This window comes from Streptomyces sp. AC602_WCS936 (assembly GCF_019049125.1).
Taxonomy (GTDB): domain Bacteria; phylum Actinomycetota; class Actinomycetes; order Streptomycetales; family Streptomycetaceae; genus Streptomyces.
On sequence record NZ_JAGMUF010000112.1, the window covers coordinates 439,044 to 455,688 of the forward strand.

16 protein-coding genes are annotated in these 16,645 nt (G+C 74.7%); 4 read left to right on the forward strand and 12 right to left on the reverse strand.

Annotation, left to right across the window (positions count from 1 at the left end; all coding sequences use genetic code 11):
* The first annotated feature begins 1 nt into the window (after window position 1).
* On the forward strand, window positions 2–496 hold the full coding sequence (gene narJ / locus KUM03_RS31540; protein WP_217253969.1) for a nitrate reductase molybdenum cofactor assembly chaperone: 495 nt from the start codon (window positions 2–4) through the stop codon (window positions 494–496).
* Window positions 493–1,215 carry a respiratory nitrate reductase subunit gamma gene (gene narI / locus KUM03_RS31545; RefSeq protein WP_217253970.1) on the forward strand — a complete coding sequence of 241 codons (723 nt, stop codon included), beginning with the start codon at window positions 493–495 and terminating at the stop codon, window positions 1,213–1,215. The genes narJ and narI overlap by 4 nt, the downstream gene beginning before the upstream one ends.
* Window positions 1,216–1,219: 4 nt before the next feature.
* On the opposite strand, the gene KUM03_RS31550 is transcribed toward narI, so the two are convergent.
* The 6 genes from KUM03_RS31550 to KUM03_RS31575 form a co-directional block, all read right to left on the reverse strand.
* Window positions 1,220–1,645 carry an OsmC family protein gene (locus KUM03_RS31550; protein ID WP_217253971.1) on the reverse strand — a complete coding sequence of 142 codons (426 nt, stop codon included), beginning with the start codon at window positions 1,643–1,645 and terminating at the stop codon, window positions 1,220–1,222.
* Window positions 1,646–1,731: 86 nt separating this feature from the next.
* The gene (locus KUM03_RS31555) at window positions 1,732–3,534 is read right to left on the reverse strand and encodes a hypothetical protein (RefSeq protein ID WP_217253972.1); all 1,803 of its coding nucleotides are present in this window, start codon (window positions 3,532–3,534) and stop codon (window positions 1,732–1,734) included.
* Complete coding sequence (locus KUM03_RS31560; protein ID WP_217253973.1) at window positions 3,531–4,592, reverse strand: ATP-binding protein; 1,062 nt, start codon at window positions 4,590–4,592, stop codon at window positions 3,531–3,533. The genes KUM03_RS31555 and KUM03_RS31560 overlap by 4 nt, the downstream gene beginning before the upstream one ends.
* A gap of 77 nt (window positions 4,593–4,669) precedes the next feature.
* The gene (locus KUM03_RS31565) at window positions 4,670–6,082 is read right to left on the reverse strand and encodes an amino acid permease (protein ID WP_217253974.1); all 1,413 of its coding nucleotides are present in this window, start codon (window positions 6,080–6,082) and stop codon (window positions 4,670–4,672) included.
* Window positions 6,083–6,166: 84 nt separating this feature from the next.
* Window positions 6,167–8,311: a phage holin family protein gene (locus KUM03_RS31570; RefSeq protein WP_217253975.1), complete on the reverse strand. Its 2,145-nt coding sequence runs from the start codon at window positions 8,309–8,311 to the stop codon at window positions 6,167–6,169.
* 107 nt (window positions 8,312–8,418) lie between these two features.
* On the reverse strand, window positions 8,419–8,820 hold the full coding sequence (locus KUM03_RS31575; RefSeq protein WP_217253976.1) for a hypothetical protein: 402 nt from the start codon (window positions 8,818–8,820) through the stop codon (window positions 8,419–8,421).
* Window positions 8,821–8,902: 82 nt separating this feature from the next.
* Between KUM03_RS31575 and KUM03_RS31580 the strand changes: the two genes are divergently transcribed.
* Window positions 8,903–9,676, forward strand: coding sequence for an MBL fold metallo-hydrolase (locus KUM03_RS31580; protein WP_217253977.1), 774 nt, complete (start codon window positions 8,903–8,905; stop codon window positions 9,674–9,676).
* Entirely contained in the window at window positions 9,673–10,299 is a 627-nt protein-coding gene (locus KUM03_RS31585) for a DedA family protein (protein WP_217253978.1), read from the forward strand. Before KUM03_RS31580 ends, KUM03_RS31585 begins: the two co-directional genes overlap by 4 nt.
* 340 nt (window positions 10,300–10,639) lie before the next feature.
* Here the strand turns inward: KUM03_RS31585 and KUM03_RS31590 are convergent, their stop codons facing one another.
* The 6 genes from KUM03_RS31590 to KUM03_RS31615 all read right to left on the reverse strand — a co-directional run bounded on the left by KUM03_RS31590 (window position 10,640) and on the right by KUM03_RS31615 (window position 16,616).
* Window positions 10,640–11,701, reverse strand: coding sequence for an MBL fold metallo-hydrolase (locus tag KUM03_RS31590; RefSeq protein ID WP_217253979.1), 1,062 nt, complete (start codon window positions 11,699–11,701; stop codon window positions 10,640–10,642).
* On the reverse strand, window positions 11,698–12,999 hold the full coding sequence (locus KUM03_RS31595; protein ID WP_254400111.1) for an aminotransferase class I/II-fold pyridoxal phosphate-dependent enzyme: 1,302 nt from the start codon (window positions 12,997–12,999) through the stop codon (window positions 11,698–11,700). The genes KUM03_RS31590 and KUM03_RS31595 overlap by 4 nt, the downstream gene beginning before the upstream one ends.
* Before the next feature lie 146 nt (window positions 13,000–13,145).
* Window positions 13,146–13,997, reverse strand: a complete 852-nt coding sequence (locus tag KUM03_RS31600; RefSeq protein ID WP_217253981.1) for a hypothetical protein — start codon at window positions 13,995–13,997, stop codon at window positions 13,146–13,148.
* Window positions 13,998–14,651: 654 nt separating this feature from the next.
* Complete coding sequence (locus KUM03_RS31605) at window positions 14,652–15,446, reverse strand: RNA polymerase sigma factor SigF (RefSeq protein ID WP_217253982.1); 795 nt, start codon at window positions 15,444–15,446, stop codon at window positions 14,652–14,654.
* A gap of 319 nt (window positions 15,447–15,765) precedes the next feature.
* Window positions 15,766–16,182: a VOC family protein gene (locus KUM03_RS31610; RefSeq protein WP_217253983.1), complete on the reverse strand. Its 417-nt coding sequence runs from the start codon at window positions 16,180–16,182 to the stop codon at window positions 15,766–15,768.
* A 5-nt stretch (window positions 16,183–16,187) separates the two neighbouring features.
* Window positions 16,188–16,616 (reverse strand): helix-turn-helix transcriptional regulator, encoded by a 429-nt coding sequence (locus KUM03_RS31615; RefSeq protein ID WP_073730601.1) that lies wholly within the window; start codon window positions 16,614–16,616, stop codon window positions 16,188–16,190.
* Window positions 16,617–16,645 lie beyond the last annotated feature (29 nt).

The following is a 16,645-nucleotide window of genomic DNA, read 5'->3' on the forward strand; positions in this document are numbered from 1 at the left end:
GATGCCCGGCTTCGAGGTGCTGTACCAGGCGGCGGCGCTCTGTCTGACGTATCCCGACGACGACTTCCGCGCCCGGCTGCCGCTGCTGCGCGAGGCCGCGCCGCAACTGCGCGGCTTCACCGACCACGCTGCGGCGACCGAGCAGGGCGAACTCCAGGCGCACTACGTGGAGGTCTTCGACTTCAAGAACCGGCACAGTCTCTACCTGAGCTGGTGGACCGACGGCGACACCCGCAACCGGGGGATGTCGCTGGTCCGCTTCAAGGAGCTGTACCGGGCGCACGGGCTGGAGTTCACCGACGAGGAGCTGCCGGACTTCCTGCCGGCGGTGCTGGAGTTCGCCTCCCGCACCGGGGACATCGGCATGCTCACCGAGCACCGCGAGGCCCTGGACCAGCTCCGCTCCCGGCTGACCGCATTCGGCACGCCCTACGCGTGCGTCCTGGACGCCGTGTGCGCCACCCTGCCGCCCGCACCGACCGGAGCCCGCCCGTGACCGTCTTCCTCTGGGGCGTGCTGCCCTACGCCGCCTTCGCCCTGCTGATCGCGGGCCTGGTCTGGCGGCACCGCTACGACCGCTTCGGCTGGACGACGCGCTCCTCGCAGGTCTACGAGTCGAAGCTGCTGAACATCGCGTCGCCGGTCTTCCACTACGGCATCCTGTTCGTGCTGGTCGGCCATCTCGTCGGGCTGTTCGTCCCGGAGTCGTGGACGGACGCGCTGGGCGTGAGCGAGCACGCGTACCACCTGCTGTCGCTGTACGGCGGCACGGCGGCCGGAGTGCTCGCCGTCGCGGGCATCCTCATCCTGATCTACCGTCGGCGCACCAACGCGCCCGTCTTCCGGGCGACGACCGCCAACGACAAGGTCATGTACCTCTTCCTGCTGGCGGCGATCGTGCTCGGCATGGTCGCCAAGCTCGCGCACTCCTCGGGCACCGGCTACGACTACCGGCACACCATCGCGCCCTGGTCGCGCAGCCTGTTCACCCTCCAGCCGAAGACGGAACTGATGGTGGGGGTGCCGTTGCTGTACCAGGTGCACGCGGTGGTGGGGATGCTGCTGATCGCGCTGGTGCCGTACACCCGGCTGGTGCACATGTTCAGCGCGCCGGTGCAGTACCTCACCCGCCCGTACGTGGTGTACCGGTCGCGCGACCCCAGGCAGCTGGGGCCGCGCCCGGACCGGCGGGGCTGGGAGCGCGCGGGCTCCTAGCCGGTTACGCCAGCTTGGCGGTGAGGGTGATGGTCGTGCCGGTCAGGGCCTGGCTGACCGGGCAGTTCTTCTTGGCGTCCTCGGCGGCGGCGACGAACGCGTCGTTGTCGATGCCTGGGACGGTGCCTTCCACGGTGAGGTGGATGCCCTTGATGCCCTCACCCGGCTGGAAGGTGACGTCGGCGGAGGTGGTGAGCTTGGTGGGCGGGGTGCCGGCGCCGGCCAGGCCGTGCGACAGCGCCATGGAGAAGCAGCTGGAGTGGGCGGCGGCGATCAGCTCTTCGGGGCTGGTCTTGCCGTTCGCCTGCTCGGCGCGCGACGGCCACGACACCGGCTGCTCGCCGATGCCGGACGAGTCGAAGGTGACGACACCGTTGCCCTCGAGCAGGTTGCCTTCCCAGACGGTGTGTGCGGAGCGCGTGGTTGCCACGGCGGGTCCTCTCGAATTCTCTTGCTGTGGTTGGGCGGTGGGAGCCCGGCGGCCGGGTTCCCACCCCCATCCGATCACACTCCGGCTCAGCTCACGCGGAAGACCGGCCCCCGGGCGGTGAACGGCAGCCGCGCGCCCCGCGGGATCAGGTAGGCGTGCTCGCGCCGGACCCGCAGCACGTCGCACCAGCCGTCGGTGATGACGAGGACCGGCGCGGTGGGCGGGAAGTCGTCGGCGCGCAGCAGCAGGTCGACGCCGGGCTGGAGGACGGTGCCGCCCCGGCCGTGCACCCGCACCCGACCGGCGATGTCCGTCACCGGCAGGTACCCGGCGTCGTGCGGTGCCGCGTCGCAGAACACGACGCGGGCGGCCGGCACGTCGCGGGCCTCCGCGTAGGAGGCGATGGCGCCGAGCGCCTTGCCGAGCAGGGTGCGGTCCATCGAGCCGGAGGTGTCCAGGACGACGCCGAAGGTGCAGCGGGCGATCTCCTCGGGCGGGAAGTACCGTCCGGCGCGCGGGATGTCAGGAGTGGCGGCCTGGCGCCGGGAGGGGCGGGCGTACGAGCGTACGGGCTCGGGGCGGGGCACGAACTCGTCGAACCAGCGGGCGAGGCGGGCGTCCCAGGGCAGCGGCGGGTGGCTGAGGGCGCGGATCTCCTGGACCAGGCCGCCGGGCAGGAAGCCGCGCTCCTGCTGCTGGTGCAGGTCCAGGCCCTGGGCGAGGCCGCGCCGGTAGAAGCCGTCGAGGTCGACGTAGTCGCGGGGTGGACCGAGCGGGCCGCCGAGGATGTCGCCGACGCCCTTGCCGCGCGGGGTGGACAGGCGGCGCATGCGGCGCAGATCGCCGGCGATGCGGTCGTATACCTCCTCGGCGGACAGGCCGGCGAGGGTCGGGTCGTGCAGCAGGCCCTCGGGCATGGTGCCGACCTGCATCTCGACGAGCCAGCCGTTGATGACGTAGTCGCAGGCGACGTTGAAGAGGTAGGGGTCGCGGGTGCCGCAGCGGTCGCCGTGGCGCAGGGCGGCGTGCAGCATCTCGTGGGCCAGGATGAAGCGCCACTCCTCGTCGTCGTACCGGCGCAGGGGGTTGACGTAGATCTCGCCGGCCTCGGCGTTGACGGCGGCGACGGAGATGCCGTGGGCGCGGGCGAGTTCGGCGTCGGCGATCAGGGTGATGCCGGCCGCGATGCCGCCGAGGAGGGGGTAGGAGGAGACGAACCAGCTCAGGGCCTGCTGCCAGGGGCGGAGGCGGGGTGCCTCGCCGTCCATGGAGTTCCGGCGGCCGCCCGCCATGTCCAGCGCGGTGGAGACGGTCCGGGTGAGCGCGCTCGCGAACGCCGTCTGCCAGTCGGGGACCCGCCCGAGCCAGCCGTTCCACGGCACGAGCAGCAGGTCGGCCTCGTGGCCCGCCGTGCCGCACCGCTCGTACACGGCGGGCACCCCGTCCCTGCGCCAGCTCGCGGCGAGCCGCTCCTCGTCGCCGTCGGGGTAGGCGGCGGGGAGGTCGTCGGGGGCGCGGCCGACGCGGAAGCCGAGCAGGAAGCGGTTGACGACGACGCAGCGCGCGGCGAGGTCGGCACCGTCCGGCTGGACGCGCTCACCCGTGGCCGCGGGGACGTGGCCGAAGCCCAGGTGGAGTGCGGCGTGGGCGATGGCCCAGGCCCAGCGGGCGGGATCGGTGAGCCGGTCCGGGTGGGCGTGCACGACGCCGTCGGAGTCGACGCGCACCAGCCCGCCCCGGGGCGCGACGGCGCACTTCTCCCGGCGGCAGACCGTGAACTCCACCGTGCTCAGGGACGGGTCGGCGCGGACCAGCCGCAGTCCCGCCTCGAACGCCTCCGCCGCCAGGTCCCGCTTCTTCTTGCCCTTGGTGGTCCGGGCAGGGCTCATCGCCGGGCCTCCACCAGCCGGGGCATGTCGCGGGCGGCCTCGACGAGGAACCAGGCGGGCAGCACCGGGTTGCCGTCGGCGTCGGAGGCGATGACGCTCTGGGCGACCTCGACGGAGATCTCGGCGAGCTGCACGAGCAGCGACTTGGCGCGGTAGGCGGTCTGGCGGCCGTTCGCCGACATGTGCTCCTTGCTCGCGGGCAGCTCCTTGACCAGGCGGCCGCGGAAGGACTCGGCGAGGTAGTAGAGCAGGTCGCGGTCCTGAAGGCGGCTGGGCCAGCGGGCCTCGCCCTTGAGGATCGCCTCGATGCCGAACCGGCTGCGCACGATCTTGACGTAGCCGCAGAAGGCGGTGGCGTGGGCCGGGGTGAGCGTGCCGTGGGCGAGGACCTTCAGGGTGTCCTCGTCGAGGTCGCGGCCGAAGGAGTGCAGGGCGTCGGAGAGCATGTGCCAGGAGCGCGGGGTGGAGAACGGCTCCTCGGTCTTGGGCGGCTTGGACCACAGGTGGTCGGGGCGGTCGGTGAGGTGGTCGGTGATCCAGGGGTGGATGCCGTTCTCGCCGGCCCAGACCAGCCAGTCCTTGGCGGAAGCGTCCAGGTGGACGTGGGTGAGGCGGTTGACCAGCGCGGAGGCGATGGGGCGGGCCAGGGCGTTGTCGGTGGCGCGGTTGCCGGCGCCGATGACGATGGAGCCCTTGGGCAACTCGTAGTTGCCGATGCGGCGGTCGAGGATGAGGGAGTAGAACGCCTTCTGCACGTCCGGGGTGGCCGCGTTCAGCTCGTCCAGGAAGAGGCAGTACGGCTCGTCGCGGGCGATGGACTCCGGCGGGCAGAACACCGACCGGCCGTCCCGGATCTGCGGTACGCCGATCAGGTCCTCGGGCGCGAGCTGGGTGCCGAGCAGGCTCACGCACTCCAGGCCCAGCGAGTCGGCGAAGTTCCTCACCAGGGAGGACTTGCCGATGCCGGGTGCGCCCCACAGGAAGACCGGCCGCACGGTGGCGAGGCCGAGCAGCAGTTCCGGGAGTCGGGCGGGAGTGACGGTGACGGCTGCCTGCACGCAGGGGCTCCTCGGGAGGGGGTGTCGGATGGGGACCCGCACCAGTGTGGGTCCCCCGCCGTCCCCGCGCAGCCGAATTACGGCGCGGCGGGACCCTCCGCACGCCGCCTGCGGGCCGCCATCACCGCGTAGACCAGCACGCCCGCGAAGAGGAACAGCACGCCCTGGTAGACCGCCGCGTAGCCGGCTCCCGCGACGAGCCACAGCGAGAACCCGGCCGCGACCGCCGCGATCACGCCGTCGCGCACGAGCCGGCCCCTGTTCACCTTCTCGCCCTGCCCGGAGAGCAGGTGGAAGAGCTGGGCGGCGGTGGCCAGCAGGTAGGGCACGGTCGCGGTGAAGGTGGTGACGAGGACCAGGATCTCGAAGACCTTCGCCGAGCCGGCCGTGTAGTTGTAGACGGTGAGCAGGGAGGCGAGGACGACGGTGACGGCGACGCCGGTCGTCGGGACGCCGCGCCGCTTGCGGGCGAAGGCGGCCGGGAAGAGGCCGTCCTTGGCGGCGGCGTACGGGGTCTGGGCGCTGAGGAGGGTCCAGCCGTTGAGGCAGCCGGTCATGGAGACCAGGGCGGCCAGCGCGACGGCCCAGCCGCCCCAGGCGCCGCCGAACATGGCGTTCACGGCGTCCGAGAAGGGCGCGGTGGAGTTCACCAGGCGGTCGTGGGAGACGGTGCCGAAGACGGACAGGGTGCCCAGCAGATAGACCAGGGCGGCGCCCGCGGTACCGATCACCGTGGCCCGGCCGACCGTGCGCCGCGGGTCCTTGACCTCGCCCGCGCTGACGGCGGCGGACTCCACGCCGAGGTAGGAGAAGAGCAGGATCGCGGCGGCGGCCGAGACCGCGCCGATGCCGCTGCCGCCGGTGGCGTTGAACGGGCCCAGGTTGTCGGCGTCGAAGAAGAACAGGCCGCCGACCGCGACGAGCAGGAGCGGCGCGAACTTCAGGACGGTGGCGACGAGCTGGACGGCGCCGACGTAGCGGGTGCCGGCGAAGTTGGCGAGCGCGGGCAGCCACTGGATGACGAGGGCGGCCAGGCAGGCGGTCCAGCGGTGGTCGCCCACCGGGATCAGGACGTCGAGGTAGCCGACGGCGGCGACGGCGAGGGCCGCGTTGGACACCCAGGTGGTGATCCAGTACGCCCAGGCGGCGAGGAAGCCGGCGAAGTCGCCGAAGGCCTCGCGGGCGTAGACGTAGGGGCCGCCGGTGCGGGGGTCGCGCTGGGCGAGGCGGCCGAAGACCAGGGCGAGCGCGATGGCGCCGACGGTGAGGACGCCGAAGGCGAGCAGGCTGATGGTGCCGAAGGGGGCGACGGAGGCCGGGAGCAGGAAGATGCCGCCGCCGATGATGTTGCCCATGACCAGGGCGGTGGCGACGGGGAGCCCGAAGCGGCGGGCGTGTCTGGTGCCCTGGGGGGCGGGGGTGGAACCGGGGGCCGCGGGGGTCTCCTGCGGGGCCGGAGCCAGTGGGGGGACGGTCCCGGTGTCGTGCATGGGGTGGTGCGCCTTCCTTGGAACTGGTGCCCGGGATCGCCGGGACGGCGCCCATGGTCCGGCACGGCCGGGCACGGCTCCAAATCAGGCGCTTTTGTCCTGCACGACGCCGTCCGGGACCGGAAAAGGTCCGCCGCCGACGGCCCTGGGCCGGGGATCCTCCACGGGCACCTGCGGGCCGTTGGACTCGCGCAGCCAGCGGCGCAGCACCCGGTGGACGGCCTCGGCGCCGGAGATCTCCGTGCCGTCGTCGGCCGGCGCGGACAGGACGACCGGGGACAGCAGGAAGGCGCGGGACTGGGCGCCGCCGAGTCCGCCGTGGGAGCCGATCTGCTCCTCGAAGGCGAGCACCTCGCCGTCGGCCGGGTCGTGGAAGGAGTTGACCATGATGTCGGCGGTGTGCGGGAAGGAGTGGGTGCGCCGGACGGCGTCGGCGGCGCCGGGACCGAAGGGCGCGAGTGGGCCGGGGTCCTCGTCGAGCCGGTCCAGCGGGACCTCCGCGCCGCGCGCGCCGAGCACCACACCGTCGTGCTCGTCGCTGTCGACGAGCAGGAAGCCGATGCCGGGGTGGTTGGCGAGGGTGGGCAGCAGGGCCGGGTAGCGGGCGTCGATCTCCTCCCGGGTCATCCGGTGGTGGACGTCCGGGAAGGAGACCAGGCCCAGGTTGCCGGATGCCAGCACAATCGGGTCGGAGCGGCGGCCACCGGGGCGGTCGGCGGGGCGCTGCTGCTCGGCGCCCTCCTCCACGGGACGGTGCAGGGCGGCCCGTACGGTGTTGCGGGCCTCGGCGCCGCTGCGGGTGCGCTGGGCCCGGCGCGGCACGGGCAGTCCGCAGCCGGCCCGGACCAGGTCGCCGAGGGTGAGGCCGTAGCGGGCGCGGAAGGTCTCGCCGGGGCTCTGGCCGTGGTCGGACAGGACGACGATCCGGTACTTGCGGGGGGCGTGCTCGGCGACCTTCTCGATCAGCGCGAGGGACCGGTCGAGCCGCTGGAGGACCTTCGCGGCGTCCCGGCCGCGCGGTCCGGAGTGGTGCGCGACCTCGTCGTAGGCGACCAGGTCGGCGTAGACGGCGGTGCGGCCGGCGAGCATGTCGCCCATCACCGCGGCGACCACGACGTCCCGTTCGACGACGGTGGCGAAGGCGCGGACGAAGGGGTAGAGGCCGCCGCGGGAGACGCGGGGGCGGACCTTGTGGACGCGGGCGCGGGTGGACTGGCCGATCTCCCGGCACACCTCGGCGACGAAGGACATCGCGGTGCGTACGGCGTTGGCCGGGTCGGAGAAGTAGGCGAAGTAGCCGGAGCGGGAGCGGTTCTCCTTGCTGCGGCGGCGGGTGGCGATGGACAGGACGAGGGCCTGTTCGTCGGCGCCGCCGCTGAAGAGGTTGCCGCGGCTGGCGCCGTCGAAGGTCAGCAGCCCGCCGTCGCCGGTGTGCTCGATGGCGCGGTGCTGGAGTTCGGCGGCGCTGGTGGGGCGGTTGCAGACCACGACCTCGCCGGTGTCCTTCTCGAACCAGCGGAAGGCGGGGACGTCGTGGTTGGAGCCGTGCAGGATGCCGAGCTGGCTGGCGCCGGTCTGGCTGGACCAGTCGGTGCGCCACGGGGCGAGGCGGTGGGTCGCGGAGTCTCCGTCGCGGCCGAGCCAGCGGGCGACGGTGGGCATGGCGCCGGAGTCGACGGCGTCCAGCAGGACGTCGTGGCCGACGCCGTCCAGTTGCAGGAAGACGGTGCCGGGACCGTCCGGGCAGGGCGGGCCGGATCTGCGGCGGCGGTCGGCGAGGCGGTAGAGCCGGCGCCGGTAGGCGTCGTCGTCGCGCACGGCCAGGGCACCGCCGGTGGCGGAGGCGACGGCGGACATGACGGCGGCCACCACGACCGCGGTCTCCGGGGCGACGCCGCCGCGTCCGGCCGGGTTGATGTCGATGGCGAGGAGCAGCAGCCCGCCGTTGAGGAAGAAGACCAGCACCCCGAGGACGAGCGCCGGCACCATGAGCAGCAGCCGGACCATCAGCGGCCACACCAGCGCGGACAGCAGACCGAAGGCCCCGGCGCCCACCGCCGCGGTCATCGCGATGTCGGTGGCGCTGTCCCCGTCGGGCGACTGGAGCCGGAAGTCCGGCAGGATTCCGGCGAGCGCGAGCATGGTGAGGGTGGACACGGCCCACACCGCGACCATCCGGCCGCTCTGACTGGCGACCCGGCGCCAACGCCCTCCACCCACGCTCCGCACACCTCACGTCCCGGCCCGTCCGTCGGCGCGGGCCTTCCCCACCCTGCCACAACGCTCCGGGACGTCCGTTTGTCCCCCCGGGTCCGGTTCACACCCCCCGTACGGGGTCAGCGGCCGTCGTACCCGGCCGTCGGCATGGACAGGCGCCGGTGCACGCACGCCTTCATCCGGGCGTCGTACGCGGGTTCGGCACGGCCGACGGTCTCGACGCGGACGCCGCGCCGCGCGCACTCGGCGGTGAAGGCGTCCACGGACGACAGGGCGCTCTCCAGCACGCGGCGGCTGGGCGCGACGAACAGGTCGTGCCCGGGACGGACGCCGTCCCACAGGGCGTCGTGGTCGGGCCGCAGTCCGCGCACCAGCAGTTCCCGCGCGACGACGTAGCCCTGTTCCACGGCCCAGCGGGCGCACATCGCGTGCTGGCTGCGGGAGTCGACCAGGAAGGGGTCGTCGTCCAGCTGCTCCAGCGGCGTCAGACTCGCGATCGCCGTCACCCTCACCAGCCCCATGGTGTCCCCCTCACCTCCCGTTTCGCCGCCGACCCTACTCCTGGACGTAGGCTTCGGGGAGTCGCGCGAAGGAGGCAAAGAGGTGCCGGTGGAGCTCACGTGGTGGGGTCACGCCACCTGCACGGTCGAGGACTCGGGCATACGTGTGCTCACCGATCCCCTGTTCGTCCGCCGGCTCGCCCACCTGCGGCGCAGACGGGGCGCGGTGCCGCCGCCGGACGCCTGGCGCGCGGACCTGGCGCTGGTGTCGCACCTGCACGCCGACCACCTGCACGTGCCGTCGCTGGCGCGGCTCGCGCCGGGCACGCGCCTGCTCGTGCCCCGGGGCGCGCCGCGTGCGGTGCCGGGGATGCGCAGGCTCGGGCACCTGAAGCTGACCGAGGTGGCGCCCGGCGACGAGACGACCGTCGGTGACCTGCGGGTACGGGCGGTGCCGGCCCGGCACGACGGGCGGCGGCTGCCGCTCGGCCCGCACCGCTCCCCCGCGCTCGGCTACGTCGTCGAGGGCGAGGCCCGGACGTACTTCGCCGGGGACACCGGCCTCTTCGACGGCATGGAGAAGGAGGTCGGGCCGGTCGACGCGGCGCTGCTGCCGGTGGGCGGCTGGGGGCCGTACCTCGGCTCGGAGCACCTGGACGCGGGGCGGGCGGCCGAGGCGCTGGCCCGGCTGGCGCCGCGCACGGCGGTGCCGGTGCACTACGGCACGTACTGGCCGATCGGGATGGACGCGGTGCGCCCGCACGAGTTCCACACGCCGGGTGACGAGTTCGTGCGCCTGTCTGCGCTGCGCGCGCCGGGCGTGGCGGTGCACCGGCTGGGGCACGGTGAGAGTGTGCGCGTGGAGGTCGCGCGGTGAGCATGCTGGGCACCGCCGTGACGAGCATTCCGACCGAGCCGACCCAGCAGGCGTTCGGCTATCCCTCGCTGTTCCTGCTGGTGCTGATCGGGGCGCTGGTGCCGGTGGTGCCGACGGGGGCGCTGGTGAGTTCGGCGGCCGTGGTGGCGATGCACCAGACGCTGCCGTTCTCGATGCTGATGGTGTTCGCGACGGCGTCGCTGGCCGCGTTCTGCGGGGACATGGCGCTGTACTGGCTGGGGCGGCGCGGGGTCGGTTCGAAGAACGGCTCGCGCTGGCTGGAGGCGATCCGGTCCCGGGCCCCCGAGGACCGGCTGGAGCAGGCGCAGGAGAAGCTCGCCGAGCACGACGTCGCGGTGCTGGTGCTGTCGCGGCTGGTGCCGGCGGGCCGCATACCCGTGATGCTGGCCTGCCTGCTGGCGAAGTGGCCGTTGCGCCGCTTCGCCCGGGGCAACCTCCCGGCCTGCCTGGCCTGGGCGGTGACGTACCAGCTGATCGGCATCCTGAGCGGCGCCCTGTTCAGCAAGCCGTGGGAGGGCGTGGCCGCGGCGATCGCCCTGACGCTGCTGGTCAGCGGCGCGCCGAGCGTGTGGCGGCGGTTTCGGGGGCCCGCGAAGGCGTAGGCCTCCGGCGGTGGGGCGGGGGACGGGGCGGTGGCGGGCGGTCTCTTCTGAGAGGGCGAGGGGCGTGCCGGGACCGCGGGCGGCGGCCGATGCCGGCGTTAAGCCTCCGGCGGCGGGGCGGGGACGAGGCGGTGGCAGGCGGCCACTCCTGAGAGGGCGAGGGGCGTGCCGGGACCGCGGGCGGCGGCCGATGCGCCCGGCGTCGGGTCCGGGCAGCCCGCCCGGAGAGGGGGCCTTCTCGAAGCGGGTGACGCCTTGCCCGTGCGCGGGAGCCGCGCGGAGCAGGAGGGCGCCCTCCGAGGCGGGCGCGGCCGTGCCGGCCGGAGTGCGCCGTGCGGAGTCACTCCAATACGCGGGAGCCGCCCACCGGGAGGTCCCACAGGTGCTCGCGGGGCAGGCCGGCGCGTTGCCAGGCGGTGCGTACGCGGGTGAGGGGTTCCAGGACCGGTTCCGCGGAGAGGACGAACGTGCCCCAGTGCATCGGCGCCATCCGGCGGGCGCCGACGTCCTCGGCAGCCCGCACCGCCTCCTCCGGGTCGCAGTGGACGTCCCGGAGCCACCAGCGGGGGTCGTAGGCGCCGATGGGGAGCAGGGCGAGGTCGATGCCGGGGTAGCGGCGGCCGATGCGGGCGAACCAGTGGCCGTACCCGGTGTCGCCGGCGAAGTAGACGCGCCGGCCGTCGGGGGCGGTGAGCACCCAGCCGCCCCACAGGGTGCGGCAGGTGTCGGTGAGGGTGCGCTTGGACCAGTGGTGGGCCGGCACGAAGTCGAACCGGACTCCGTCCAGCTCCGTCGCCTCCCACCAGTCCAGCTCGGTGACGCGGGTGAAGCGGCGGCGGTGGAACCAGCGGCCGAGCCCGGCCGGCGCGAGGACGGGGGTGTCGCGCGGGAGCCTGCGCAGGGTCGGGGCGTCCAGGTGGTCGTAGTGGTTGTGGCTGATGACGACCGCGTCGACGCGCGGCAGGGCGCTCCAGGGGACGCCGACGGGGGTGACGCGGGCGGGGGTGCCGAGGATGCGGCGGGACCAGACCGGGTCGGTCAGCACGGTGAGCCCGCCGATCCGCACCACCCAGCTGGCGTGTCCGGCCCAGGTGACGGCGACGGTGCGGGCGTCCACGCGGGGCAGCGGGCCGGGCTCGTACGGCAGCCGGGGGATGTCGGCGAGGCCTTCGGGGCCGGGTCTGACCGCTCCCTCGCGGGCGAATCTCGCCATGGCCTTCAGTCCGGGCAGCGGTGCGGTCAGCCGGTCGTGGAAGGTGCGCGGCCAGACCCGGTGCTCGGCCGGCGGCCGGGGGTCGGCGAGCGGCGGGTACGAGGGGGCCGGGGAGGGTTTGACCGGCGACGCGTCCGCGTCCACGGCGGGAGTGGGGGTGCTCGTGGTCGACCGGGGCTGCTGCGTCATCGAGGAGGCTCCCATCGCTGAGCGTCGCGGAGATCGCCGAAGACCGACTTCAGGCGGACCAACGCGCGTTGCACCTGTGGCAGTTCCAACGGGTCGGGGGACGTGAGGCATTCCGCGCGCCGCCCGCCGGTGCCGAGCAGGGGGCCGGTGGCGAGCCGTACGCGCAGGGCCGGCAGGTCGTCGCCGAAGCGGTGGCCGCCGGGGGCGGGCATGCCGAGCCGGACGGTGAGGAAGTCCTCCAGTTCCTGGGCGTCGCCGACGCCCTCGGCGGCGAGCGCGTCGCGCAGCGGGCCGAGGTCGGCGTAGAGGTGGCGGCCGGCCTGCGGGGGCCGGGCGGTGGCGCCCGCGGCGACGACGGCCGCGTGCGCGGCGGCGGCCAGCCGCGCGTGCAGGCGTACGGCGGCGGACCGGCGTTCGGTGACCGGTTCGGGTTCGCCGAGCGCGTATCCGGCCGCGGCGGCGACGGGCGCGGCGACGCGGGCGCCGAGCGCGGTGAGTACGTCGAGGACGCGTGCGTGCAGGCCGTCCCCGGCGGCGGACGCCGGGAAGCGGGCGACGGCGGCGGGCCAGGCCGGCGGCAGCAGCGCGCCGGCCAGGTCGGTGACGACGGTGACCCGCCCGGGCAGCATCTCGGCGGGGCTGAGGATCACGGTGGCGTGGGGATCGTGCAGGGTGTCGCGCCAGGTCTCGTCGCTGACCAGGTGCAGGCCCTCGCCCGCGGCCGCCTCCACGGTCTCGTGCAGCAGCTCGGGCGGCGCGACGGTGCCGGTCGGGTCGTCGGCGACCGACAGGACGAGCAGGCGGGGGTCGCCGCCCTCGGCGCGGACCCGGCGGACGGTCTCCAGGAGGGCGTACGGGTCGGGGACGCCGCCGGACTCGGCCTGGGTCGGCACGTGGAAGACGGGTCTACCCAGCAGCCGCGCGTACGGCGCCCACCAGGCGGGGCAGGGCCGGGGCACCAGGACGTCGCCGCCGAGCGCGGCGGTCAGCGCGAGCAGCAGGGCGCCCGCGCCGGGGGCGGCGGCGACGTGGCCGGGGTCGGTGGTCAGTCCGCGCCGGTCCCAGTAGCCGCAGGCGGCGTCCAGGAGGGCGGGTGCGCCGCCGGCGGGTTCCTCCTGGGCGCGGCCCGCGGCGGCGGCGAGTACGGCGGACAGCTCGGGCAGGACCGGCAGCCCGTCGTCGGGGAGGTGCGGACCGTAGCGGACTGGACCGTGCCCCACCGGGTCATGGTCTTCGGGGGCACGGCCCTCGGAGTCGTGACGGTCGGGGCCGTGCCCTCCGGGGTCCGTCCGCCGCATGCGTGCCTCCGCGCAGTCCGTGGTGCCGTGTCCCGTCGCCGCCGGCACGATTCGTCCGGTCGTTGCTCCAAGTACCCACCGGGGCGCCCGGCCATGGCTGCGGCCCCCGGTCGTACGGATCACACGCGGGCCGGACGCGGTGCGGGTCAGCGGTGCCCGGCGTCCCCGCGCGACCGGAACCGCAGCAGCCGGTGCGCGGCGGCGGCTCCCGCGCCCGCGATGAGGAGACCGCCGGCGGCCAGCGCGGGCACCGAGTCGGTGAAGGTACCGCCCTCGCCGGCGTGCACTCCGTGCTCCGCGGTCGTGCCGCCGCAGTCCTTCCGCTGCGCGGAGGTCGAGTCGTGCGGGGCGGCTGGTTCCGTGCACGCCGGTTTCGTGGCGCAGGACGTCGTACTACGGGAGGAGGTTCCGCCGTGCCCGGCCGTAGCTCCGGGGCAGGGCGGTGCGACGGCGCCGCCGCCCTCCTCCGGCACGGCCACGGGCGCGTCCGGCACCGGCAGCGGTTCCTCGGGCACCGTCCGCGGCGCCTGGGGCGCGGTCATCGTCGCGCTCCAGGGATCGCCCTCCTCGCCGGACGCCTCGGGGCAGGCGCCGTCGACGGTCCACGCCTCCTCGGAGCCCGCCGCCTCCGGGTCGCTCGCCCCGGGACCGCTCGCGACGTCCTCGGCCGTGGCTATGCGGGCGGTGCCCCGGTAGGCGGCCCCGGCCGTCGCCTCGTTCCCGTCGCCCACCTTGCGCAGCTCGACCGTGCCCGACTCGAAGGCCGGTGAGGTGGCGGCGAGGGTCGCGGGTGCGGAGCCGCCGGTCGGGGCGCAGGTCACGGAGACGGTGACGGTGTCGCCGGGGGCCACGTCGGCCGGGCTGACCTCGGCGACCGGTTCACCGACGCCGATGGGGGGCGGGGGGACGCCGGGGTCGGCCGGGGCGGGCGCCGCGAAGACGCCGAGGGCGGCACCGGCCAGGACGGTGGTGGACAGGGCGCGGGCGGTGCGGCGCATGGGTCGGGCTCCTTCGAGCGACGGCTGCGGGGGCACGGCACTCGCGCCCCTCGGCCATCACAGCCCGCCCGGCACGGACCCGCGCGCCGCCGTGCGCCGTTCGCGGGAACGGAGCGCCCGAGCGGGTGAGGCCCAGGTTTGGAACCCGCCTCGCCGGTGCCGTCGCACACGGCACGGGCAGCGGACGACGCCGACGCACGGCCGCCCCGCTCATCGGCCCTCGGTACGGCCGTCGGCCCATCGGACGCGCGCCGCTCGCGGACGGCCCGACGGCAGCCGAGCCGACGCGCTCGCGCGCCCCCAGGCGGCAGCCGGCACGACGCACCAGGCACGGCACTACGAGCCCGGCCGACGGCCGTCGGCCCGGCGTCGGCGAGTCGCCGTCCAGGAAGCTCGCGGACGGACCGGCGGAAACCGCGCCGCCGACGCGCTCGTCCCGTGCGCCGCGGCAGCGGTCGGGAAGCGAGGCGGCGGCCGGCAGGACGGCGCGCGCGGTCCTGCCGGCCGGAGCGCGGCGGCAGTGCTCACGCCGGGGGCGTGGCGGCAGTGCTCGCGCCGCCCCCGCGGCAGCGGCCGGGCGGCGGGGGTGGCGCGGGGGCGCGGGGGCGCGCCCCTCCTCGCCGGTCACCGGCCCCGGGTCTTCGGGACCCCGGCTCAGGCGGCCGGGTCGCGCAGTACCTGCTCCCGTACCCGGTCGCAGCAGCGGCTGATCAGGCGGGAGACGTGCATCTGGGAGATGCCGAGCTGTTCGGCGATGCGGCTCTGGGTCATGTCGTCGAAGAAGCGCATGTAGAGGATGGCGCGTTCCCGCTCGGGCAGGGCGGCGAGACGGTCCTTCACGGCCTCGCGGTCGACGACGGTGTCCAGGGCCGGGTCGGAGGCGCCGAGGGCGTCGCCGAGTGAGTAACCGTCCTCGCTGCCGGGGAGTTCGGCGTCCAGGGACAGGGCCGTGAAGCTCTCCAGGGCCTCCAGGCCGACCCGCGCGTCCTCCTCGCTCATGTCGGCGTGCTCGGCGATCTCGGCGACGGTGGGCCTGCGGCCCGAGATGGTCTGGGACAGGTCCTGCCCGGCGTGGCGGACCCGGTTGCGCAGGTCCTGTACCCGGCGCGGCACGTGCAGGGTCCACATGTGGTCGCGGAAGTGCCGCTTGATCTCGCCGGTGATCGTCGGTACGGCGTAGCTCTCGAAGGCGTTGCCGCGCTCGGGGTCGTACCGGTCGACGGCCTTGACCAGGCCGAGGGCGGCGACCTGGCGCAGGTCGTCGTAGCTCTCGCCGCGGCTGCGGAAGCGTCCGGCGAGCCGTTCGGCCATGGGGAGCCAGGCCTCGACGATCCGGTCGCGGACCGCGTCGCGTTCCGGGCCGTCGGGAAGGCTGGTGAGCCGGCGGAAGGCGTCGGCGGTGTCGGGGGCGTCGTCGTGCGGGTGCTTCACGCTGGCGTGGATCGGCATGGTGCGTCGCAACTCCCTCGGAGCGCGGGGCCTCGTCGTCGCGCCGGGCGGTGGCCCGGTCGGCACGGCCGAACGCGGGCGGCACACGGAGTTCGTCGAACCCCGGCGTCACCGGTGCGACGACACGGCCCTTGGGTCGGGCGGTCACCGTGGGAGGGCGTCCGGCGGCCGGACGGACGCGTCCGTGGCGGCATCCCGCCGCTCCCACGGACGTGCCTCCTGTCCGAAGCACTGACCTTGCGCTTGCCCCCTTCGCCCCACGGCAAACACCCGACTTCCCGGCTTTTCGGCTGCCGGCCGGCCGAGGTCGCCCGGGTCGCTACCGCTTGCGCGGCTGGTTGAAGCGGAGCATGTTGCCGGCCGGGTCGCGGAAGGCGCAGTCGCGGACGCCGTAGGGCTGGTCGACCGGCTCCTGGAGGACCTCGGCGCCCGCCGCGCTGATGCGTTCGAAGGTGGCGTCCACGTCGTCGGTGGTGAAGATGACGCCGCGCAGGAGGCCCTTGGCGAGCAGTTCGGCCATGGCCTTCGTGTCGGCCTCCGAGGCGCCCGGGTCGGCGAGCGGGGGTTCGAGGACGATGTCCACGTCGGGCTGGGCCGGGGAACCGACGGTCACCCAGCGCATCCCTTCGAAGCCGACGTCGTTACGGACCTCCATGCCGAGCACGTCCCGGTAGAAGGCGAGCGCCTTGTCGTGGTCGTCGACGGCGATGAAGCACTGCGAGAGGTTGATGTCCATGTGCCTCACGCTAGGGGCCCGGGTGCGGGCCTGGCTTCTCCGTTCCTGACCGGCCGGGTGTAGACCTTGGCGACGCAGGCCGGGATGGCGGCGCCGTCCGAGTGGTCGCGGGCCCGGTAGGCGCTCGGGCTCTCGCCGACCAGTTCGGTGAAGCGGGAGCTGAACGAGCCCAGCGAGGTACAGCCGACGGCGAAGCAGACCTCGGTGACCGACATGTCGCCGCGCCGCAGCAGGGCCTTGGCCCGCTCGATGCGGCGCGTCATCAGGTAGCTGTACGGGGTCTCGCCGTACGCGGCGCGGAAGCTGCGGGAGAAGTGGCCCGCCGACATGAGGGCGACCCGGGCCAGCGCCGGGACGTCGAGCGGCTTGTCGTACTCGCGGTCCATCAGGTCGCGGGCGCGGCGCAGCCGGGCCAGGTCCTCCAATGTCGTCACCCCGTCACGATCCCACAGCGCCGGACGTC